The following is a 20,923-nucleotide window of genomic DNA, read 5'->3' on the forward strand; positions in this document are numbered from 1 at the left end:
CCTGAGAGAGAAACTTCAACGTTTAACGCAAAAACATTCGAACAGTCTAGAGAATATCGTTCAGCATCACGCCCACGCCGACGCGGGTCTGGTTGAAGTTGTAATCGATAAGCGACTCGCCGTAACCGCTGTAGACTTGCGTATAAAGGCGGACATGCTTGCTTACCGGATAGCTTAAGCCCACTTCCGCGCCGCCGTAGCCGGTGTTCCAGTTGTACTGACCTTTCGCACTCAGCACGGCATCACCTAACTGGTAGCCGACTTTAAGCTGGTAGTAGCCCATATATTTGGTGATGTCCGGGTTGTCATCAGTGCTGCCGACCACATACCACGGCTTCACTTCCACCATCCAGTTACCGTTCTGCGCCATCAGGCGCGTATAGGCACGGTTCCAGCTACGGGATGTCGGATCGGAACGTCCGTTAGAATCATGGTTAAAGCCCACTTCCACATCGCGTAACGTCCAGCCCGCAAACTCATAATCCGTTGCAAAGCCGAGGAACAGCTGGGGCTCATAGTTGGTTTCGCGGAACGGCGAGGATTCCCCGCTGTTAGAGAGCTGCCACCAGGACTTCTGCGTATAGGAGGCACCAAACACCGAGTTCGGTCCCAGAATGCCGCGCCAGAACGGGAAAGCGAGGCTGAGCTGGAACTTCACCTCATCTTTACGCGCATTATCAGACCAGTTATAGGAGCTTATCGCCTCTTTGTTGAGATCGCTGGTCTGGGTGTAAATCACGTAGTTGGTGTCATACGGATAGAGCGTGAACGGATTGTCATGCTCCTGAAGAAGGTTCGCGATAATGCTACCGTGAACGGCAGGCTTATCATGCACCTCTTTGATTGTCGCTTCCTGCGCAAAGGCTGTGAGGGGCAGCGAAATCGCCGCCAGTAACCAGGCCAGATACGTCCGCATCGGTGGTGTTCTCCTGCAAAAGAGTAAAATTAGCTAAATAGTTATGTGGCGGACATTCTACAGACTTATGCGACAACTGCTGCATCCTCGTTTCTGAAAGTGGAATTCCTTGTTGCTGAGGCATAAAATCAACATTTCGTTAACAATAAGGATGTGATGCCTCATGTCAGCCATGCTTACAGCCGAAGAAGTGTTAAAACTCGTGGGCGAGATTTTTGTTTACCATATGCCGTTTAACCGCGCGCTGGGACTGGAGCTGGAGCGTTACGAGAAAGACTTTGCCCAGCTGAGCTTCAACAACCAGCCGATGATGGTAGGGAACTGGGCGCAAAGTATTTTGCACGGCGGCGTGATTGCCTCCGCGCTTGACGTGGCGGCAGGTCTGGTCTGCGTGGGCAGTACGCTGACCCGCCATGACACCATCAACGAAGACGAACTCCGCCAGCGTCTGGCGCGCATGGGCACCATCGATCTGCGCGTCGACTATCTTCGGCCGGGACGTGGAAATCGCTTCACCTGCACGAGCAGCCTGCTGCGCGCGGGGAATAAAGTCGCCGTGGCGCGCGTTGAATTACACAACGAAGAACAGGTGTATATCGCCAGCGCAACCGCCACTTATATGGTGGGTTGAGGCGGCAAAATCGGGTAAAATTAATTCACTTTTTTGTAACGGATTTTCCCGATGGATGCTAAACAGACGCGGCAGGGCGTTTTACTCGCCCTTGCCGCTTATTTTATTTGGGGTATCGCCCCGGCGTATTTCAAGCTTATCGCCTACGTTCCGGCCGATGAGATCCTGACTCACCGCGTCATCTGGTCGTTCTTCTTTATGATTGCGCTGATGAGCCTCAGCCGTCAGTGGTCGGGCGTCAAAACGCTGCTGCAAACCCCGAAGAAGATCTTCCTGCTGGCACTTTCTGCCGTGCTGATTGGCGGCAACTGGTTGCTGTTTATCTGGGCGGTGAATAACCATCACATGCTCGAAGCGAGCCTGGGGTACTTCATTAACCCGCTGGTGAATATCGTGCTGGGGATGATTTTCCTCGGTGAGCGCTTCCGCCGGATGCAGTGGGTGGCGGTGATTCTGGCCTTCTGCGGCGTACTGGTGCAGCTCTGGACCTTCGGCTCGCTGCCGATTATTGCCCTCGGCCTGGCGTTCAGCTTTGCGTTCTACGGCCTGGTGCGTAAGAAGATTGCGGTAGAAGCGCAGACGGGGATGCTGTTTGAAACCTTGTGGCTGCTGCCCGTGGCGGCGATTTATCTTTTCGGCATCGCCGACAGCCCAACCAGCCACATGGGCAGCAACCCGTGGTCGCTAAACCTGATGCTGATGGCGGCGGGCGTGGTGACCACTATTCCACTGCTGTGCTTCACCGGTGCGGCGACGCGCCTGCGTCTCTCCACGCTGGGTTTCTTCCAGTACATTGGCCCGACGCTAATGTTCCTGCTGGCGGTGGTGTTTTACGGCGAGGTGCCGGGGGCGGATAAGATGGTGACGTTCGCCTTTATCTGGGTGGCGCTGGCGATTTTCGTCGCCGATGCGATTTATACCCAGCGCAGGGGGCGCAAAGGGCTGTGAAGTTGCCCTAACTCTAACCCTCTCCCACAGGGAGAGGGAATTCGATCGTAGGACGGGTAAGCGCAGCGCCACCCGCCAGATTTTTACAGCCAGTTCCGGCGCTTAAAGTACAGATACGGCGCCAGCCCCGCGAGGATCATAAAGATAATCGCCCCCGGGTAACCAAAGCTCCACTTCAGCTCCGGCATAAACTCGAAGTTCATCCCATAGCTGGATGCCACCAGCGTTGGCGGCAGGAACACTACGGACACCACCGAGAAGATCTTGATGATGCGGTTCTGCTCGATGTTGATAAAGCCCATCGCCGCCTGCATCAGGAAGTTGACCTTCTGGAACAGGGATTCGTTGTGCGGCAGCAGGGATTCGATATCGCGCAGGATCTCACGCGCCTGCTCCAGCTGACCGCCCGGCAGACGCGCCTTGCGCACCAGGAAGTTCAGCGCGCGCTGGGTATCCATCAGACACAAACGCACCTTCCAGCCGATATCTTCCAGCTCAGCCAGCGTGGAGAGTGCCTCGTCGTACTCATCGCCCTGATGGCCTTCCATGATCACGCGGCTCAGCTTTTCCAGATCGCTGTAGATGTTTTCAATTTCGTCCGCCAGCTGTTCAATTTTGGTCTCGAACAGATCGAGCAGCAGCTCGTAGGCGTTACCATCCACCATTGCCTGGCTGCGGGCGCGCATGCGGTAGAGACGGAATGCCGGCAGCTCGCGCTCGCGCAGCGTAAACAGGCGGCCATCGCGAATGGTAAACGCCACGGTGGAGTTACCCGCGTGGTCTTCCGCATCTTCAAAGAAGAAGAAGGAGTGAATATGCAGACCGTCTTCGTCTTCAAAAAAACGCGCGGATGCTTCGATGTCTTCCAGTTCCGGGCGGGTTGCCAGGCTTTGCCCCAGCTCAGATTGTACGCGAAGGCGCTCATCGTCGTCCGGCTCGACCAGATCCACCCATACGGCATCAATGAGGGGCTGTGACTCTTCGGCTTCAAGCCGAGTCAGTCGGTTATTTTCGAGTTGAAATGCGCTCAACATGACCGGGACTCCCAATGCAAAAAATATCGGACAGTTCGGTGGGCACACAGAAACAAATTGGGTTTCAGACCATTAAACAGCCTGACTCAGCGCGACGGGAATAATGCAGTCGCTGACAACCACTAAGGCCATCAGCAAGAGGAGATAGCCTTAGGAGTTGTTCCTGGATGACAGGGAATTGAGCCAGTATCTACTGGGTGTGTCCAAGGCGAATGTCCTCTTAGCGTAATCGTGCGCGCATGTTACGCCAGCTATAACTGTGGCGTCAACACGCAACGAAACGCTGAAGGGCATTAATTGACCTTCAACGTATAAGGCTAGCAGATTATTACAAAATAATGATATTTTTCTGAATGTTAGACTGTTTCCAGCTTCGCGTAGGCCGCCACCAGCCATTTGATCCCCTGCCCCTGGAACGCCACCTGCAGGCGGCTGTGCTCGCCGCTGCCTTCCAGATTCACAATGGTGCCTTCGCCAAACTTCGAATGGCGCACGCGCTGGCCCAGCTTGTAGCCAGTGTCGGTTTCCGCAATCGGCGATCCCATGCGCTGATGGCTGACAGGACGACTGATGCTTGCCCGCAGACGCACCTCCTCCACGCACTCTTCCGGCAGTTCACCGATAAAACGCGACGGACGGTGATAGACCTCTTTACCGTACAGACGGCGGGTTTCCGCATAGGTCAGCGTCAGCTTCTGCATCGCGCGCGTCACGCCCACGTAGGCCAGACGGCGTTCCTCTTCCAGACGGCCGCCTTCATCCAGCGACATCTGGCTCGGGAACATCCCCTCTTCCATCCCGACGATGAACACCTGCGGGAACTCCAGTCCTTTGGCGGAGTGCAGGGTCATGAGCTGAACCGCATCCTGCCAGGTATCGGCCTGCCCTTCCCCCGCTTCCAGAGCGGCGTGGGAGAGGAACGCCTGCAGCGGCATCAGATCTTCGTCTTCTTCGTTGTAGCTGAACTGGCGAGTTGCCGTGACCAGTTCCTCTAAGTTCTCAATACGGGTCTGGCCCTTCTCGCCTTTTTCCTGCTCGTACATGGTGCGCAGGCCGGAATCTTTAATCACCCGGTCGGTCTGCACGTGCAGCGGCATGTCGGCCGTTTCCTGCGCGAGGGCGTCAATCAGCTCAAGGAAGCGCTGCAATGCGCTGGCGGCACGTCCGGCAAGCGCTTTTTCCTGCAGCAGCTCGCGGCACGCCTGCCACAGCGTCAGCTGGCGGTCGCGCGAGGCCTGACGCACCACGTCCAGCGTACGGTCGCCAATCCCACGGGTGGGCGTGTTGACCACGCGTTCAAACGCCGCGTCGTCGTTACGGTTGGCAATCAGACGCAGATACGACAGCGCATCTTTGATTTCCTGACGTTCGAAGAAGCGCATACCGCCATAAATGCGGTACGGCATGCTCACCTGCAGCAGCGCCTCTTCCAGCACGCGCGACTGGGCGTTGCTGCGATAGAGAATGGCGCACTGCTCCAGCGCGCCGCCGTTGTCCTGCCAGGTTTTAATGCGGTTCACCACGAAGCGCGCTTCGTCGAGCTCGTTGAAGGCGCAGTAAATCGAAATCGGTTCGCCGTCGACGCCGTCGGTCCACAGCTTTTTACCCAGACGCCCGTTGTTGTTCTCAATCAGGGCGTTGGCCGCGCTCAGGATGTTGCTGGTTGAGCGGTAGTTCTGCTCCAGACGGATGGTTTCCGCGCCGGGGAAATCGTTGAGGAAGCGCTGGATGTTCTCCACCTGCGCCCCGCGCCAGCCGTAGATCGACTGGTCGTCATCGCCCACGATCATCACCTTGCCGGTATCGCCGGCCAGCAGGCGGATCCACGCGTACTGGATGTTGTTGGTATCCTGGAATTCGTCCACCAGGATATTGGTGAAGCGTTCACGGTAGTGCTGCAGGATGTGCGGTTTGTTCAGCCACAGCTCGTGGGCGCGCAGCAGCAGCTCGGCAAAATCCACCAGACCGGCGCGATCGCACGCTTCCTGATAGGCCTTGTAGACGTTCTGCCAGGTCTGCTCGACCGGGTTGCCGAAGCTCTGAATGTGGTGCGGGCGCAGCCCCTCGTCTTTCTGGCCGTTGATGTACCACATCGCCTGACGCGGCGGCCACTGCTTCTCGTCGAGGTTCATCGCCTTGATCAGGCGTTTCAGCAGACGGAGCTGGTCTTCGCTGTCGAGGATCTGGAAATCCTGCGGCAGGTTGGCGTCCATGTGGTGTGCGCGCAGCAGGCGGTGCGCCAGGCCGTGGAAGGTGCCGACCCACATGCCGCCCTGGCTGGTGCCCATCAGTTGGGCGATGCGGTGGCGCATCTCCGCCGCCGCCTTGTTGGTGAACGTGACCGCCATGATGGAGTACGGCGAGCAGTTTTCCACGCTCTGCAGCCAGGCGATACGGTGAACCAGCACGCGCGTCTTACCACTGCCCGCTCCAGCCAGCACCAGCAGGTTGGTGCGCGAGGCGGCAACCGCGTCACGCTGTTTGTCATTAAGGCTGTCGAGCAGGTAAGAAACGTCCATTGGCACCGTCACGTCATGTCGGGCAGGCGAATAGCATTCGCCAAAACCCTGTTAATTTATACAGAACAATTGATGATTATATCAGCGTCGTGAGGGATGCCAACCGTGAAATTTCCACGTGCGGCAGAAGACGGCTATCGGAGGCGATCATCAGGTCAGCATTTTCCGGCTTAATCCAGCAGGCCTGCATCCCGCAGCGGATGGCGCCGGCCACGTCTGTGGTCAGGTCATCCCCCACGTGCAGGATCTCACCCAGCGGCAGGTTAAGCTTATCTGCCGCCAGATGGTACATGTCACTGAACGGCTTCGCGCGCCCGTGAGGACCCGCACGCAGCACGAATTCGAAGTAATCACTCAGGCCAAAAAGCTCCGGCTGGGCATTGCCGTTGGTGATGGCCACCAGCGGCCACTTTTCGGCAAGCTTCGCCAGCGTGTCGTGGGTTTCCTGCGGCACGTCGATACGGCTGCGCCATTTAGCAAAGTTTTCCATGGCCGCTTCCGCCCCAATGGCGGCATCCTGCGTGCTCAGACCCACGTTGAGCATCGCCTGCTCAACCGCGCGACGACGCCATTCGGTCACATCGTGGTAAATGTCCGGCTCGGTCTCCCGCAGGGACTGACGCAGCTTCTGGAAGTCCTTGTTCTGTATCGCCTTCAGCGCGGGATGGTAGTTCTGCACAAACGCCAGGGACTCCTGCTCGGTGCGCAGGATCACCTCGCGGTTGTCATAAAGAGTGTCATCAAGGTCAAACGTCAGGGCTGAGATCTGACCGAGTGGGCGGTAAAAACGCATTATTTCCCCCGTTTGGCGCGTGGATGCGCCGCGTCATACACCGAGGCAAGGTGCTGGAAGTCTAAGTGGGTATAGATTTGAGTGGTCGACAGATTTGCGTGGCCAAGCAGTTCCTGCACGCCGCGCAGATCGCCGCTCGACTCAAGCATGTGTGTCGCAAAGGAGTGGCGCAGCTTGTGCGGGTGAACGTGGCTGTTCAGCCCCTGCTTAATGCCCCACTCCGCAAAGCGCTTCTGCACGTTACGCGCCGAGATCCGCTTGCCGAGTTTTGACAGGAACAGCGCATCTTCGTCGGTGCCAAACAGCCCGCGCAGATCAAGCCAGTGCTCAATCCAGGAGACCGCATTGCGGCCAATCGGCAGGCGGCGCTCTTTGCTGCCCTTACCCATTACCCACACTTCGCCCGATTCCAGATCGAGATGTTTGAGGTCGAGGTTAACGAGCTCAGACAGACGTAACCCGGCACCGTACATCACCTCCAGCATCGCGCGGTCGCGCACGGCCAGCGGATCGTTAAGGTCGATATCCAGCAGGCGGTTTACGTCGTCAACGTCAATATTTTTAGGCAGATGGCGCGGCGCCTTCGGCGTGGCTATCCCCTTTGCCGGGTTGGCTTTTAAGCCCCCCTGGCTGACCAGCCAGTCGAAGAAGCTGCGCAGCGCTGAGAGCCTGAGCGCCAGGCTCGCCGGGCTGAGATTTTGTTTACGGCTACGCACGACAAACCCGCGTACCGTCGCAGCGTCACATTGTTGCCAGCTTTTCAGGCCGATTTCGTCGGCGATCTGCATGATGGCATCAAGCTGACGCTGATAGTTAAGCAGCGTAATGGGGCTAAGCTGACGTTCCACGCCGAGATAGCGCAGAAAGCGCGAGACGTCAGTGGCGAGCAGTCCGTCCGTCATACGCGCTCAATCCAGCGCTCCAGCAGCTCAGGCAGCATCAGGGCGATCTCCTGCAGCAGGTGCGTGGCTTGCCCCTGCTCGTAGTGATGCGCGTCGCGGCTGGTAAATAATATGACGCCCAGATCGCCATCGCGCCCCATCAGCGACATCGCCACCGAGCCAATCGCTTTGGCTTCCGGTAATACCACCAGCAGCTCAGGCCCGTTAAGCGGCCCCAGATAGTGGTGATCATGGCCCAGACGCTGAATGCGCAGCGGTTCAAATGCCTGACGGCTGAGTGCCAGATGGGTAAATCCCGACGGCGCGCCGATGCGCCAGCGGTCAGGGAAAAGACGAATCGTTGCGCCCGCCAGCCCCAGCTCGCGCGCCCAGCGGTGGAAACGGCTGAGGAACTCGTCGAGGCTGTGCGCCGACGCCAGACGCGCCTGCAGATGCAGCAGTCGATAGAACAGGCTTTCGTTGGTGCTGGCCTGCTCCATCAGCAGCGTCATGTTCTCTTCAAGCTGGCTGATGTAGTTGCGCGAGCGCGCCATGTGCCATTCGACCAGCGACACGGTTCCGCGAACCGGATGCGGCACGCGCATCTCTTCGACGACGCGTGCATTGCGAATAAAAAACTCAGGATTGCGCAGCAGATAATCAACAACAGCCCTGTCGTCCAGTTCCGTCACTGTTTCCTGCAGTTCTTCCCCTGGTTGTTTCATAGATGGATAAACCCGTCATAGACATGTGCCGCCGGGCCAGTCATATACAGTGGATGACCCGGTCCTTTCCAGGCGATATCAAGCCGACCGCCCGGTAATTCCACGCGAACCTCTTCAGCCAGTAACCCCTGGGAGATGCCCACGGCCACCGCAGCACAGGCACCGCTTCCGCAGGCCTGAGTCTCACCCGCGCCGCGCTCGTAAACCCGCAGGCGAATGTGCTCGCGCTTCACGACCTGCATAAAGCCGATGTTCGCGCGCTCCGGGAAACGTTCGTGGCTTTCCAGTACCGGGCCGAGCGTTTCGACCGCGGCAGTTTCCACATCATCAACCTGAATCACGCAGTGTGGGTTACCCATTGAGACGACGCCGCACAATACTGTCTGCTCGGCCGCACGCATAATATAGGTCTTTTCCGCTTTGTTTGCGCGAAACGGCACGACGGAGGGCTCGAAGTTAGGCTCGCCCATGTTCACGCGCACCAGCTCATCATCGGTGACGCTGAGCACCATGCGACCATTGGCCGTGCTGACGCGAATATCACGCTTGTTGGTCAGCCCTTTCAGGCGGACAAAGCGGGCGAAACAGCGCGCGCCGTTGCCGCACTGGTTAACTTCGCTGCCGTCCGCGTTAAAAATACGGTAGTGGAAATCAAGATCGGGATCGTACGGTGGCTCGACCACCAGCAGCTGATCGAACCCCACGCCCAGATGCCGATCCGCCAGGCGACGGATCAGTTCAGGCGAGAAAAACACATTCTGCGTTACCGCGTCGACGACCATAAAATCGTTGCCAAGGCCATGCATTTTAGAGAACTGCATCATTTGCTCCATTGCGCGGGTACAGAACGTTGTCGTCAGAGATTAACCTGAGTCGGGCCACCGTTGTCGCCACGGTCGTTAGTATTTGGCGTGGTAGACTCAATGCCGCTGTTAACCGGTTTCGTCGGCGGCGGCGCGGTTTTATCCGCAGGCGGAAAGTACAGTGGTCCCTTCAGTCCGCAGCCAGTCAGGCTAAACAGCGTGATGAGAACGGCAAGCGTTCGGAAAGCGTTTTTCATTATAAAGTTGCCCGTAAGTTCAAATCTGTTTCTATCATCGCAGGAGAAGACACAAAAGCAAGAGTTTGCCGCTTTCCTGCAACGGGAATTATTTAGGGTTATACTGCCGGCATCACGAAAAACAGGAACAAAACCATGAACGACAGTGAATTCCATCGCCTTGCCGACAACCTGTGGATGACCATCGAAGAGCGTCTTGACGACTGGGACGGTGACAGCGATATCGATTGTGAAATCAACGGCGGCATTCTGACCCTGAGCTTCGAAAATGGCAGCAAAATTATTATTAACCGCCAGGAGCCGCTTCACCAGGTGTGGCTGGCCGCTAAACAGGGCGGCTATCATTTCGATCTGAAAGACGGGGAATGGGTTTGCGACCGTAGCGGCGTACCGTTCTGGGATCTGCTGGAGCAGGCGGCGACCGCGCAGGCGGGTGAGAACGTGAGTTTCAGGTAGTTTTCTTGCCCGGTGGCGGCTGCGCCTTACCGGGCCTACAACGGCTAGAACCGTAGGCCGGGTAAACGTAAGCGCCACCCGGCGAAAAGGCTCAGGAGAAATACTGCTGCAACAGCGGGGCGGTGTCCTGATTGGCAGGCGCGGCAGGCGTGACGGATTGGGTGCGGAACGGAATCACCTGCGTACGGCCGTCGACGTTCACAATCTGGTAGAACTGCGGCAGGTTAAAGTTGATAAAGCTTGAGCCGTAGGTAAAGCGGTCATGCGAAGAGGAGTAGAAGCGGCTGACGTCGCGCACCAGCTCCTCTTTACTGCCTTCACAATGGTGATACACCTCGGCGCGGTTAGTCTCATCCAGAATGTAAATGTTGAATCCGGCATCGTCGCCCGACTCTTCAAAGAAGAACTGAATAATCCCTTCACTGGCGAATCCGTCCACCACCTGCGGGAGCTTAACGTGGTTGGTTTCCACCTGCACCGACAGGCCATGCAGCTTGTTGTGTGAAATCGCGCCGTAAAACTCGATGGCGTTTTCCAGCTTCTGTACCGACACGTTCAGGCGCTCGAAGAACAGTCCCCAGGTCTGACCGGAGACGCGCAGCGCTTTAAAGCGGCCTGTTTCCTGACGGGTACTGGAGAGACGCAGTTCGATACACTCAGAAACCAGCTGCTGCACGCGGGTGCGAATTAAACCGCGCAGGTGCTGGCTGTAGCAGAACACTTCCACGCTGTCCGGCGGCGCGGCATCCTGGTGCATCTTGCCAAGAATGGTTTTCAGCGCTTCGATCATTGCCTGCTCGCCGTTGAAGTGCAGGGTACGCACTTCGTTCCACGAGTTGCGGTACAACAGATCGACACTGCCTACCAGGCAGTTTTGCTGCTCGCCAAAGCTAAAGACGTCCAGCTTGCGGAAGTCAAAGTGAACCACCTGATTGCGGAAGGCCGCCGTCGGGTCGTATTCCAGGTTGACGATAATCGCCAGATGGCGAATCTCACACGGGCTGTAGAGCGCTTTCGGCGTAGGGGCAGGCAGACGCAGCGGGAAGTGGTGCGATACATCCGTGACCATCTCCTGCAGCTTAGCAAGATCAACCACCTCGTTGCCTTTGATAAACAGGCGCGTGCGCGAGGTCAGCAGACCGTTAAACCAGGCCCAGGCCACCAGCTTGTTCAGGTAGCGGTTATACTCCAGCGGCTGATGGCTGATAATTGAATCCATGCTTGGCGCACGGTTGTAAAGATACCACCCGGTGCGGTTTGCACGGCCCGGCGGCACAAAGATAAAGGTCAGATTCGGTTCAGACAGGTCTGGCGAAATCTGCGGGTTAACCAGGGTAACTTTACCCGGCAGCGCTTCAAACGCGGCGTAAAGCTTACGGGTCAATACCCCGATGTCCTGCGGGCTGGCAGAAACGCTGAGGTTGTTACGGCGCGCAAAGCGGATCAGGTTGCGGTAGCTTTGCATCATCGCATCAAGCAGTTCGTTGTGCGCTTCACGCACCTGATCGATTTTCCAGTTGGCCCGGTTATCGAGCATGGACAGACGCGCTTCGTCCCATCCCCACTCTTTCACTAACTGACTGACCACTTCACGACGCCAGCCCACGCAGGCGCGTTCGCGGCTCAATTTCTCACAGACTTTGAGATAGAAACATCGACGCACCAGGTCAAGACGCGTGGTGTCATCGATGGCTTTCAGGTACTCGGTTACGCGCTCCAGCATCATGCAGTAGGCGTCCAGCCCGAAGGAGACGATTTCCCCGTCGTGCAGACGCTGCTTGATATCTTTCGCCAGCAGGCGCGGCGTAGGGTATTCCCAGGAATAGGCTTCCAGCAGCAGCGTTTTCAGCACCGCTTTATACGGTGAGTCGATACTCTTATAGAGCTGCCAGAGGCTTGCGCCAAAATACTCTTCTGCTGACAGAGAGCTGAGGCCGCCGAGATCCAGCCATTCGTTTGGCGTCAGTACGCCCTGCGCGTAAAGCGACATGACGTAGTCATCGTAATGCTCTTCTTCTTCGCACGGGACCATATTCCACAGAATACGCTTCCCGGCCAGACGCACAGCAGTACGGTAGAATTCATCCAGCAATAAGATGTGCTGAGTCGAGCCGCAGTCCTCACCACCCAGACTGCCGCTTTCGTTATGGCGGAAACGGTTTTCATCAATCAGGAAGAAGCTCACTTCCACGCCGAGCGAGGCCGCCCAGCTCTCCAGCAGGCTGCATTTACGCTGCAGTAGCTGACGCTCGTCGTTATCGAGCCAGGACTGATGACAGACCCAGATGTCCAGGTCCGAAGAACAGCTTTGCCCTACCGATGAGGTGCTCCCCATTGAGTAAACGCCGGTAATAGGCAGTTCACCTTTTGGAGATTCCTGTGGCGGCATGCCGCGGTAAAGTTCCAGCTCGTTCAGATAATGCTGTTGGGTTTCATCAGGCGTGAAAAGGCAAATGCCCTGGGGAACGTTACCGTCAAGGTAGCCAGGCATCAGCGGATGGTGATAGTGCAATAATGTCGGCAGCAGACTGTATACCTGCTGGAAAGCAGGGCCCATGGCAGCAAGCGCGCGATCCACACGCAGTTGATTTATGGCATCCAGTCTCTGTTTCAGAGTCTCAATATAGAGGTACAAGACGTATCGCCTGATGTTTCCGGGTGTCGCAAGCTATTCAAAACACGAGTAACAGCGGACCCGCAGTATTTCAAAAAGATAACCGTTACCCTTTTTCGCCCTTATCATTTTTGGTGGTACCGACGAAAAAATGGTCTAAAACGTGATCAATTTAACACCTTGCCGGTTGACCGTAAAGAAAGATGCGCTACATACAAGTGTAGCACCGTTCTGTACGTGTAAATTCCTGAATACGGCTATGGCTGACGAATACGCCGCCTTGTCCCTCTCACGCTCATCAACCGTAAAACTGCCATCCCAGAGTCAACAATGTTAGGATGGTTAGCGATTGATAATGACGGTAACAAGCATGTTAGACAATGTTTTGAGAATTGCCACACGCCAAAGCCCTCTCGCGCTCTGGCAGGCACATTATGTGAAGCAGCGCCTGGAAGCCTGCCACAGTGGATTGCGCGTCGAGCTGGTGCCGATGGTCACACGCGGTGACGTGATCCTCGATACGCCTCTGGCGAAAGTGGGCGGCAAAGGCCTGTTTGTCAAAGAACTGGAACTGGCATTGCTTGAGAACCGCGCCGATATCGCCGTACATTCGATGAAAGACGTGCCCGTCGAGTTCCCGGAAGGGCTGGGGCTGGTGACCATCTGCGAGCGCGAAGATCCGCGCGATGCGTTTGTCTCCAACCACTACGACTCGCTCGACGCGCTGCCGGAGGGTAGCGTGGTTGGCACGTCCAGTTTACGCCGTCAGTGTCAGCTGGCGGAGCGTCGTCCTGACCTGATCATCCGCTCACTGCGCGGTAACGTCGGCACGCGTCTGGGCAAGCTGGATAACGGCGATTACGATGCCATTATCCTCGCCGTTGCCGGTCTGAAGCGTCTGGGGCTGGAGTCGCGCATTCGCGTGGCGTTGCCGCCAGAGCTGTCGCTGCCGGCCGTGGGCCAGGGTGCAGTCGGCATCGAGTGCCGCCTGAACGATGCGCGTACCCGCGAACTGCTCGCACCGCTGAACCATGACGAGACCGCTACCCGCGTAAAAGCGGAGCGGGCGATGAATACCCGCCTCGAAGGCGGGTGCCAGGTTCCAATTGGCAGCTATGCTGAATTGACGAATGGCGAACTGTGGCTGCGCGCGCTGGTGGGCGCCCCGGACGGTTCGCAGATGGTACGCGGCGAACGTCGCGGCAAGGCGCAAGATGCCGAGCAGCTTGGCGTGTCGCTGGCGGAAGAGCTACTGGATAACGGCGCACGCGAGATTCTGGCTGACGTTTACAACGGAGAACCCCCTGCATGAGTATTCTCGTCACCCGCCCTTCTCCCGCAGGAGAGCAGTTAGTGAGCCGTCTGCGCGCACTGGGGCAGGTGGCCTGGAGTTTTCCTCTCATTGAATTCTCCCCCGGTCGGGAGCTCTCTGCGCTCGCCGACCAGATGAATACCCTTCAGGACGGCGACCTGCTGTTTGCGCTGTCGCAACATGCGGTGGAATTTGCCCATGCGCAGCTGCAACAGCAGAGTTTGGCCTGGCCAGTTGCCCCCCGCTATTTCGCGATTGGCCGAACAACCGCACTGGCGCTGCATACAGTAAGCGGCGCGGACGTTCGTTACCCGTTAGATCGGGAAATCAGTGAAGTCTTGCTACAATTACCTGAATTACAAACTATTGCCGGAAAGCGTGCGCTCATTTTGCGCGGCAACGGTGGCCGCGAGCTGCTGGGTGAAACGCTGCGTGAACGTGGTGCCGACGTAACGTTCGTTGAGTGCTATCAGCGCTGTGCAAAACACTACGATGGCGCGGAAGAGGCGATGCGCTGGCACGCGCGCGGCATTAATACGCTGGTGGTCACCAGCGGTGAAATGTTACAACAGCTTTGGTCGCTGATACCGCTTTGGTATCGCGAAAACTGGTTACTCCGCTGTCGGCTTCTGGTCGTCAGTGAGCGTCTGGCGAACCAGGCCCGGGAACTGGGCTGGCAGGATATTCGGATCGCTGATAACGCCGACAACGATGCGCTGCTGCGCGCATTACAATAACTCTCAAATGGGAAGCCATAATGACGGAACACGACAAATCCTCCGCCGTGGTTGAAGAGACCAGGGAGACTGTGGAGACGACGCCACAGCCAGAGACGACTGAGAAAACCGCTGAGAAGAAAAACAGCAGCAACAAAACGAGCCTCGCGCTGAGCGCGATCGCCATCGCCATTGCGCTGGCAGCGGGGGTTGGCCTGTACGGGCTGGTGAAACAACAGAGCGCTAACCAGACGTCCACCAGCGATGCGCTGGTGAATCAGCTCACTGCCCTGCAAAAAGAGCAGGAGACGCAGAAAACCGAGCTGGAAGCCGTGATTAAGCAGCAGGCCGCCGCGCTTGCCGAAGCGAACGGTAAACAGGAAGAGCTGACTAAACAGCTGGGTGAAGTCCAGCAGAAAGTCGCCACGATTTCCGGCACCGATGCCAAAACCTGGCTGCTCTCGCAGGCCGACTTCCTGGTGAAGCTCGCCGGACGTAAGCTCTGGAGCGATCAGGACGTCACCACCGCTGCCGCGCTGCTTAAAAGCGCCGATGCAAGCCTGGCCGACATGAACGATCCCAGCCTTATCACCGCTCGTCGCGCGATTACCGAAGACATCGCCAGCCTCTCCGCCGTCTCACAGGTGGATTACGACGGCATTATCCTCAAGGTGAACCAGCTTTCGAATCAGATTGATAACCTGCAGCTGGCGGATAATAACGACGACGACTCCCCGATGGATTCCGACGGTACCGAGCTTTCCAGCTCCCTGAGCGAATGGCGCATAAACCTGCAAAAAAGCTGGCAGAACTTTATGGACAGCTTTATCACGATCCGCCGTCGCGACGAAACTGCCGTACCGCTGCTCGCGCCTAACCAGGACATCTATCTGCGCGAGAACATTCGTTCCCGCCTGCTGGTAGCGGCCCAGGCCGTGCCGCGTCATCAGGAAGAGACCTATAAACAGGCGCTTGATAACGTCTCAACGTGGGTACGCGCCTACTACAACACCGATGATGCGACGACCACCGCCTTCCTCGAAGACATTGATAAGTTAAGCCAGCAGAACATCACCATGAACGTGCCGGAAAAGCTGGCCAGCCAGCCGATTCTGGAGAAACTGATGCAGACGCGCGTACGCAATCTTCTGGCGCAGCCGGGCGTACCTGCAGAGCAGACGAGCGGAGCGGCACCTGCTCCGGCTGCTGCGCCTGAAAGCGCACCGCAAGGAGAGTAATGATGCTAAAAGTTCTCTTACTCTTCATCCTGCTGATCGCCGGGATCGTCCTCGGGCCTATGCTTGCGGGTCATCAGGGTTACGTCCTGATCCAGACCGATAACTACAACATTGAAACCAGCGTAACGGGTCTGACGATCATTCTGATCCTCGGCGTGGTGGTGCTGTTTGCGATCGAGTGGATCCTGCGCCGTATTTTTCGTACCGGTGCCCATACCCGAGGCTGGTTCGTTGGCCGTAAGCGCCGCCGCGCCCGTAAACAGACCGAGCAGGCGCTGCTTAAGCTCGCCGAGGGTGACTATCAGCAGGTTGAAAAGCTGATGTCGAAAAACGCCGACCACGCCGAACAGCCGGTAGTGAACTATCTGCTGGCGGCCGAAGCGGCGCAGCAGCGCGGTGATGAAGCCCGCGCTAATCAGCACCTGGAGCGGGCGGCTGAGCTGGCTCACGGCGACCCGATTCCGGTAGAAATTACGCGCGTTCGTCTGCAGCTGGCACGTAATGAGAATCACGCGGCTCGCCACGGTATCGACCGTCTGCTGGAAGTCGCGCCACGTCATCCGGAAGTGCTGCGTCTTGCCGAGCAGGCCTATATTCGTACCGGCGCCTGGGGTTCACTGCTGGACATCATTCCTTCAATGGCGAAGGCCGAGGTAGGCGACGATGAACATCGTGACGAGCTTCAGCGTCTGGCGTGGATTGGCCTGATGGATCAGGCGCGCGCTGACCTGGGCAGCGACGGTCTGAAAACGTGGTGGAAGAATCAGAGCCGTAAAACGCGCCAGCAGGTTCCTCTGCAGGTGGCGATGGCGGAACACCTCATTGAGTGTGACGATCACGACACGGCTCAGGAGATCCTCCTCGACGGTCTGAAGCGCCAGTACGACGATCGCCTGGTGATGGTGATCCCGCGCCTGAAAACCAACAATCCTGAGCAAATCGAAAAAGTGCTGCGCCAGCAGATTAAAACCGTTGGTGACCGCCCGCTGCTGTGGAGCACGCTTGGCCAGTCGTTGATGAAGCACGGCGAATGGCAGGAGGCAAGCCTCGCCTTCCGCGCCGCGCTGAAGCAGCGTCCGGATGCCTTCGACTACGCGTGGCTTGCCGATACGCTGGACAAGCAGCATAAGCCGGAAGAAGCGGCCGCCATGCGCCGTGATGGGCTGTTGCTGACGCTGCAAAATAACGGTACGCAGCAGTAATTCATCAGGAGGCCAGATGGCCTCCTTTTTTTATCGCATTTCTCTTGCTACATTCTTTACACCCGCATCAGCAAACGAACCCGCCAATGTAACGATGTCTTTTCATTAACTTTTTTTCACACACGCGCACTTTCTGCAGCGTGGACTAAATCGTTTTTGAAAGGAAATCGTCATGAACTCGCTTTTATATGCGCTTATTGAAGCGCTGCGCTGCCACCGCTGGCTGCGCCTGCTTGCCTGTGCTTTTATCTTTTCTTCGCTGGGGAATGGCTTAACCCAGGTCGTGGTCTTCGGCTTGCTGTTAGCGTGGTCAGCTCCGCCCGGTCTGCTCACACTCGCTTTTCTTTTCGCTACGATACCGGGATTTATCGGCAGTACGATCGGCGAAAAGCTGTGCTCACGCTGTTCTCCGATATCCCTGCTGATACTGACCGAAGGGCTGGGTCTGCTCGCCCTGCTCTTTCCCCTGCTTGGCGTGGGTTACCACAGCGTTGCCGCATTGCTCGCTGTGCAATCCACCGAGGCGATGCTCAGCGGGATGAGCTGGCCCGCGCTGACGTTGCTCTTTAAGCGCGGTCTCAGCGAAGCAGAGCTGCCTGCTGCAACCTGTCTGGAAAATGTGATTTTTGCTTCGCAGGTATTATTAGGGACAGGCCTGGGCGTGGTGCTGTTCCAGAAGACGTCCGTGTTTACCCTGCTGGCCATTGATGCCGCCAGCTTTCTCGGATCACTGCTCATGCTATGGCTGGCTGGACGCCGGTTTTCTGCGCCTTCACTCCAGCCCCTCGAGGAAGAGGAAGCCCCTGCGGCATTATGCTGGAGGACGTTGACCGTTCGGCAGAAACGCAGTCTGCTCATCCTGCCGTCGCTGGCGGCCGTTGGCTCACCGGCCATGGCGCTGCTTCCGGCCCTGGCACAGCAAATCCATCCTCAGGATGCGGCGGGTCTTGCCCTGCCTCTGCTTTTTGCAAGGAGCATGGGACAGCTTTGCGGCCCCATGCTGCTAAAAAAAGAGAGTCTGACGCGCTTTGCCGCTCGCACACCGCGAATCATCGTTTGTCTGGGCATCTTTCTGGCCGCTTATGGAACGCTACCGTTGTTGTCCGGGTGGATGGCATGTGCGCTGGGGATGATCTTTATCGCGCATCTGGCCTCGAATACTCTGTTCGCGGCCGGGACGTTTGGCGTTCTCAGTAGTTTTCATCTCACGCAAACCGCTTCGGCCAGCGGGAAAGCCTGGCGCTGGCAAACGCTTAGCGCCTCTCTTTTCACCGGTATCGCAGCGGCAGTGGCTGCCGGGTTTGGCTCAGTAGCGGCACTCTATTCTGTCTCCGCAACGGCTCTGGTAATGGTTGCCCTGATCGTGCGCCGATATCGGGAATAAGGCATAAAAAAACGCCTGCTATAAAAGCAGGCGTTAAAACAGGTCTGTAAGACAACATATTTGGTGCTTCACTCAACGTTGTGTCCATGGTGTCTGATGAGGCCGAAGCGACATCTGTCAGTGGACGATAAGCACCGTAAATGGCTCTGCGTCATTCCTGAGTTTATGAGGCACTAAGGCGAACATAAGAGATGGAATGAGCATCTACACGCATATTATTGCACGTAACGTGCCAACATGACAGCCAGAACTTTTACATAACGCAACATTTTAAGATAAAAGGAAATTATGCTGCTAAGCGCCGTTTTAAGCTCTACAACGTATCGGGAAAAGGCGGGCATATGTCGCCAGGAGGAGACAGCAAAACCCATAAATGGTTTTTTATCTAACTTTCAATGAGTTGCATGTCGCTGGATTGCGACAACGAAAAGGACATTGTTGGGGTATGACTACAGGGATGAAGAATCGCAGAAAACAAAAAACCCCGCCGAAGCGGGGTTCAAAATTGGTCGGCGAGAGAGGATTCGAACCTCCGACCCACTGGTCCCAAACCAGTTGCGCTACCAAGCTGCGCTACTCGCCGATGTACTGCTTTTTGAATTTTTAGTTCAATTCATTTAAAAAGTCGTGGTGCGAGGGGGGGGACTCGAACCCCCACATCCAAAGGACACTAACACCTGAAGCTAGCGCGTCTACCAATTCCGCCACCTTCGCAATTCACAACTCTTTCAAATAATGGGGTGGCTAATGGGATTCGAACCCACGACAACTGGAATCACAATCCAGGGCTCTACCAACTGAGCTATAGCCACCACTGTATTCTTTCACGCGGTACTGACTACTTCTCAGACCACCGCAGCTCTAGCGCCGGGACTAAAATGGCGCGCCCGACAGGATTCGAACCTGAGACCTCTGCCTCCGGAGGGCAGCGCTCTATCCAGCTGAGCTACGGGCGCTTAGCGCCGTTGCGGGGCTGGATATTACGTACCTCCGTCCCCGCTGTCTAGTGCTTTTTTGAAAAAAATGCGCGTTTGGTTATGGTTTGCACATTTTGCCGATTATTCCTCCACTTTCTGCGTGGTGGCACGGCGACCCAGGCCAAAAAGCTTATATGCGGCCGTCACAGCCGCCAGGAAGATCACCCCGACAAACAGCGACATGCGGGTATCTTCATTAAAGTACATCCCGATTAATACGCAAATCAGGAACGCCATCGTCAAATAGTTCGCATACGGGAACAGAATTGAGCGGAACGGATGGCTTTCAATCGCTTTTTTATGCGCGTGACGGAAACGCAGCTGGCTGATGAGGATAACAAACCACGGCACCATGCCCGGCAGCACGCTGGCGCTGTAGACGTAAACGAACACGCGCTGCGGGTTAGGAATAATGTAATTCAGGCAAGAGCCAATCAGCAGTATTGCAATGGAAACCGCCACACCCGCCACCGGCACGCCGGCACGTGAAACCTTACTCATCACCGCAGGCAGCTGATTATTCTTCGAAAGCGCATAGAGCATACGCCCACAGCTGTACATCCCACTGTTACAGCCTGACAACGCTGCCGTCAGGACCACAAAGTTGATGATACCCGCCGCTGCCGTGATGCCAATTTTGGCAAAGGTTAAAACAAACGGGCTACCCGTCGTGCCAATTTCGTTCCACGGGAAGATGGTCACGATAACGAAGATCGCGCCCACATAGAAAATCAGGATACGCCACAGCACTTTGCCCACCGCGCTACGCAGCGTGACCTGCGGGTTTTTCGCTTCACCGGCGGTAATACCGATCAGCTCCACGCCCTGATACGAGGCCACAACGATACACAGCGCCGTCAGGAAGCCCTTCCAGCCGCCGGCAAAGAAGCCGCCGTTTTCGGTCAGATTGCCAAAGCCGATAGCGTGTCCACCGTTGCCAAAGCCGAAGAAAATCACGCCCAGGCCGACGACAATCATTACGATAATCGTGGTGACTTTAATCATTGCGAACCAGAACTCAATCTCACCGTAAAGGCGCACGGCAGCCAGGTTTGCCAGCGCCACCAGCCCCACGGCAATGAGCGCGGGTATCCACTGAGCCATATCCGGGAACCAGAACTGGACGTAGACCCCTATCGCGGTGATCTCTGAGATGCCCACCGCCATCCACATAAACCAGTATGACCAGGCCGTCAGGTAGCCGAAGAACGGGCTCATATAACGATGCGCGTAAACGGCGAAGGAGCCGGTTACCGGCTCCAGGAAAAGCATTTCGCCCATGGAACGCATGATGAAGAAAACAAACAGCCCGGCAATGATGTACGCCAGTAATACGGAAGGGCCTGCCCATTTGAGCGTGCTTGCGGAACCCATAAACAGGCCCACGCCGATAGTGCCGCCCAGCGCTATCAGTTCAATATGACGAGCTTCCAGCCCACGCTGTAGCTCCGGTTTTTTCTCTGCCATAGATCCTCGATTGTGTTTGCTGTTTCCCGGCTTAATACCGGGTATTGTTT

General features: G+C 56.7%; 19 protein-coding genes and 4 tRNA genes. 8 read left to right on the top strand and 15 right to left on the bottom strand.

The features are described from left to right. Positions 1-46: 46 nt before the first annotated feature. Positions 47-916, bottom strand: a complete 870-nt coding sequence (gene pldA / locus ELK40_RS21690) for a phospholipase A (protein WP_127732588.1) — start codon at positions 914-916, stop codon at positions 47-49. Between the two features lie 163 nt (positions 917-1,079). On the opposite strand from pldA, the gene yigI reads away from it, so the two are divergent. Next, a complete protein-coding gene (gene yigI / locus ELK40_RS21695; RefSeq protein WP_008501538.1) occupies positions 1,080-1,547 on the top strand; it encodes an acyl-CoA thioesterase YigI in 468 nt (155 codons plus the stop codon). Positions 1,548-1,598: 51 nt separating this feature from the next. Further along, positions 1,599-2,495: an EamA family transporter RarD gene (rarD, locus tag ELK40_RS21700; RefSeq protein WP_008501539.1), complete on the top strand. Its 897-nt coding sequence runs from the start codon at positions 1,599-1,601 to the stop codon at positions 2,493-2,495. An 83-nt stretch (positions 2,496-2,578) separates the two neighbouring features. On the opposite strand, the gene corA is transcribed toward rarD, so the two are convergent. The 8 genes from corA to ELK40_RS21740 form a co-directional block, all read right to left on the bottom strand. Continuing rightward, a complete protein-coding gene (gene corA, locus ELK40_RS21705; RefSeq protein WP_008501540.1) occupies positions 2,579-3,529 on the bottom strand; it encodes a magnesium/cobalt transporter CorA in 951 nt (316 codons plus the stop codon). A gap of 150 nt (positions 3,530-3,679) precedes the next feature. Further along, the gene (gene ysgD, locus ELK40_RS22955; RefSeq protein ID WP_212743980.1) at positions 3,680-3,736 is read right to left on the bottom strand and encodes a YsgD/CorL family protein; all 57 of its coding nucleotides are present in this window, start codon (positions 3,734-3,736) and stop codon (positions 3,680-3,682) included. A gap of 149 nt (positions 3,737-3,885) precedes the next feature. Then, a complete protein-coding gene (gene uvrD / locus ELK40_RS21715) occupies positions 3,886-6,048 on the bottom strand; it encodes a DNA helicase II (RefSeq protein ID WP_032646073.1) in 2,163 nt (720 codons plus the stop codon). A 76-nt stretch (positions 6,049-6,124) separates the two neighbouring features. Further along, positions 6,125-6,841, bottom strand: a complete 717-nt coding sequence (yigB, locus tag ELK40_RS21720) for a 5-amino-6-(5-phospho-D-ribitylamino)uracil phosphatase YigB (RefSeq protein ID WP_111963534.1) — start codon at positions 6,839-6,841, stop codon at positions 6,125-6,127. Next, complete coding sequence (gene xerC, locus ELK40_RS21725) at positions 6,841-7,743, bottom strand: tyrosine recombinase XerC (RefSeq protein ID WP_127732590.1); 903 nt, start codon at positions 7,741-7,743, stop codon at positions 6,841-6,843. Before xerC ends, yigB begins: the two co-directional genes overlap by 1 nt. Further along, on the bottom strand, positions 7,740-8,447 hold the full coding sequence (locus tag ELK40_RS21730; RefSeq protein ID WP_127732592.1) for a DUF484 domain-containing protein: 708 nt from the start codon (positions 8,445-8,447) through the stop codon (positions 7,740-7,742). The genes xerC and ELK40_RS21730 overlap by 4 nt, the downstream gene beginning before the upstream one ends. Next, positions 8,444-9,268 (bottom strand): diaminopimelate epimerase, encoded by an 825-nt coding sequence (dapF, locus tag ELK40_RS21735; protein ID WP_008501545.1) that lies wholly within the window; start codon positions 9,266-9,268, stop codon positions 8,444-8,446. The genes ELK40_RS21730 and dapF overlap by 4 nt, the downstream gene beginning before the upstream one ends. Positions 9,269-9,303: 35 nt before the next feature. Further along, complete coding sequence (locus tag ELK40_RS21740; protein WP_024907980.1) at positions 9,304-9,507, bottom strand: lipoprotein; 204 nt, start codon at positions 9,505-9,507, stop codon at positions 9,304-9,306. A 135-nt stretch (positions 9,508-9,642) separates the two neighbouring features. On the opposite strand from ELK40_RS21740, the gene cyaY reads away from it, so the two are divergent. Next, positions 9,643-9,963 carry an iron donor protein CyaY gene (gene cyaY, locus ELK40_RS21745; RefSeq protein ID WP_111963531.1) on the top strand — a complete coding sequence of 107 codons (321 nt, stop codon included), beginning with the start codon at positions 9,643-9,645 and terminating at the stop codon, positions 9,961-9,963. Between the two features lie 91 nt (positions 9,964-10,054). Here the strand turns inward: cyaY and cyaA are convergent, their stop codons facing one another. Then, a complete protein-coding gene (gene cyaA / locus ELK40_RS21750) occupies positions 10,055-12,598 on the bottom strand; it encodes a class I adenylate cyclase (protein ID WP_115877016.1) in 2,544 nt (847 codons plus the stop codon). A gap of 349 nt (positions 12,599-12,947) precedes the next feature. Here cyaA and hemC point away from each other — a divergent pair, with 349 nt between their 5' ends. The 5 genes from hemC to ELK40_RS21775 all read left to right on the top strand — a co-directional run bounded on the left by hemC (position 12,948) and on the right by ELK40_RS21775 (position 18,429). Further along, on the top strand, positions 12,948-13,889 hold the full coding sequence (gene hemC, locus ELK40_RS21755) for a hydroxymethylbilane synthase (RefSeq protein WP_143345649.1): 942 nt from the start codon (positions 12,948-12,950) through the stop codon (positions 13,887-13,889). Then, positions 13,886-14,626 (top strand): uroporphyrinogen-III synthase, encoded by a 741-nt coding sequence (gene hemD / locus ELK40_RS21760; protein WP_115877015.1) that lies wholly within the window; start codon positions 13,886-13,888, stop codon positions 14,624-14,626. Before hemC ends, hemD begins: the two co-directional genes overlap by 4 nt. Before the next feature lie 20 nt (positions 14,627-14,646). Continuing rightward, complete coding sequence (gene hemX, locus ELK40_RS21765; RefSeq protein WP_115877014.1) at positions 14,647-15,843, top strand: uroporphyrinogen-III C-methyltransferase; 1,197 nt, start codon at positions 14,647-14,649, stop codon at positions 15,841-15,843. Between the two features lie 2 nt (positions 15,844-15,845). Continuing rightward, positions 15,846-17,045, top strand: coding sequence for a protoheme IX biogenesis protein HemY (hemY, locus tag ELK40_RS21770; RefSeq protein WP_008501551.1), 1,200 nt, complete (start codon positions 15,846-15,848; stop codon positions 17,043-17,045). A gap of 172 nt (positions 17,046-17,217) precedes the next feature. Then, positions 17,218-18,429 (top strand): MFS transporter, encoded by a 1,212-nt coding sequence (locus ELK40_RS21775; RefSeq protein ID WP_115877013.1) that lies wholly within the window; start codon positions 17,218-17,220, stop codon positions 18,427-18,429. Positions 18,430-18,935: 506 nt separating this feature from the next. Here the strand turns inward: ELK40_RS21775 and ELK40_RS21785 are convergent. The 5 genes from ELK40_RS21785 to ELK40_RS21805 form a co-directional block, all read right to left on the bottom strand. After that, a tRNA-Pro gene (locus ELK40_RS21785) sits at positions 18,936-19,012 on the bottom strand. Positions 19,013-19,057: 45 nt separating this feature from the next. Next, positions 19,058-19,143 (bottom strand) — tRNA-Leu (locus tag ELK40_RS21790). A 22-nt stretch (positions 19,144-19,165) separates the two neighbouring features. Then, positions 19,166-19,241, bottom strand: a tRNA-His gene (locus ELK40_RS21795). A 67-nt stretch (positions 19,242-19,308) separates the two neighbouring features. Next, a tRNA-Arg gene (locus ELK40_RS21800) sits at positions 19,309-19,385 on the bottom strand. A 102-nt stretch (positions 19,386-19,487) separates the two neighbouring features. Further along, complete coding sequence (locus ELK40_RS21805) at positions 19,488-20,873, bottom strand: amino acid permease (protein WP_127732596.1); 1,386 nt, start codon at positions 20,871-20,873, stop codon at positions 19,488-19,490. Between the last annotated feature and the right edge of the window lie 50 nt (positions 20,874-20,923).

It is taken from the genome of Enterobacter sp. N18-03635 (assembly GCF_004006055.1).
Taxonomy (GTDB): Bacteria; Pseudomonadota; Gammaproteobacteria; order Enterobacterales; family Enterobacteriaceae; genus Enterobacter; species Enterobacter vonholyi.

What these genes read in the sequence shown, in the direction of transcription:
- pldA (WP_127732588.1), bottom strand. Translation starts at nt 916, where the DNA reads ATGCGGACGTATCTGGCCTGGTTACTGGCGGCGATTTCGCTGCCCCTC.
- yigI (WP_008501538.1), top strand. Translation starts at nt 1,080, where the DNA reads ATGTCAGCCATGCTTACAGCCGAAGAAGTGTTAAAACTCGTGGGCGAG.
- rarD (WP_008501539.1), top strand. Translation starts at nt 1,599, where the DNA reads ATGGATGCTAAACAGACGCGGCAGGGCGTTTTACTCGCCCTTGCCGCT.
- corA (WP_008501540.1), bottom strand. Translation starts at nt 3,529, where the DNA reads ATGTTGAGCGCATTTCAACTCGAAAATAACCGACTGACTCGGCTTGAA.
- uvrD (WP_032646073.1), bottom strand. Translation starts at nt 6,048, where the DNA reads ATGGACGTTTCTTACCTGCTCGACAGCCTTAATGACAAACAGCGTGAC.
- yigB (WP_111963534.1), bottom strand. Translation starts at nt 6,841, where the DNA reads ATGCGTTTTTACCGCCCACTCGGTCAGATCTCAGCCCTGACGTTTGAC.
- xerC (WP_127732590.1), bottom strand. Translation starts at nt 7,743, where the DNA reads ATGACGGACGGACTGCTCGCCACTGACGTCTCGCGCTTTCTGCGCTAT.
- ELK40_RS21730 (WP_127732592.1), bottom strand. Translation starts at nt 8,447, where the DNA reads ATGAAACAACCAGGGGAAGAACTGCAGGAAACAGTGACGGAACTGGAC.
- dapF (WP_008501545.1), bottom strand. Translation starts at nt 9,268, where the DNA reads ATGCAGTTCTCTAAAATGCATGGCCTTGGCAACGATTTTATGGTCGTC.
- ELK40_RS21740 (WP_024907980.1), bottom strand. Translation starts at nt 9,507, where the DNA reads ATGAAAAACGCTTTCCGAACGCTTGCCGTTCTCATCACGCTGTTTAGC.
- cyaY (WP_111963531.1), top strand. Translation starts at nt 9,643, where the DNA reads ATGAACGACAGTGAATTCCATCGCCTTGCCGACAACCTGTGGATGACC.
- hemC (WP_143345649.1), top strand. Translation starts at nt 12,948, where the DNA reads ATGTTAGACAATGTTTTGAGAATTGCCACACGCCAAAGCCCTCTCGCG.
- hemD (WP_115877015.1), top strand. Translation starts at nt 13,886, where the DNA reads ATGAGTATTCTCGTCACCCGCCCTTCTCCCGCAGGAGAGCAGTTAGTG.
- hemX (WP_115877014.1), top strand. Translation starts at nt 14,647, where the DNA reads ATGACGGAACACGACAAATCCTCCGCCGTGGTTGAAGAGACCAGGGAG.
- hemY (WP_008501551.1), top strand. Translation starts at nt 15,846, where the DNA reads ATGCTAAAAGTTCTCTTACTCTTCATCCTGCTGATCGCCGGGATCGTC.
- ELK40_RS21775 (WP_115877013.1), top strand. Translation starts at nt 17,218, where the DNA reads ATGAACTCGCTTTTATATGCGCTTATTGAAGCGCTGCGCTGCCACCGC.
- ELK40_RS21805 (WP_127732596.1), bottom strand. Translation starts at nt 20,873, where the DNA reads ATGGCAGAGAAAAAACCGGAGCTACAGCGTGGGCTGGAAGCTCGTCAT.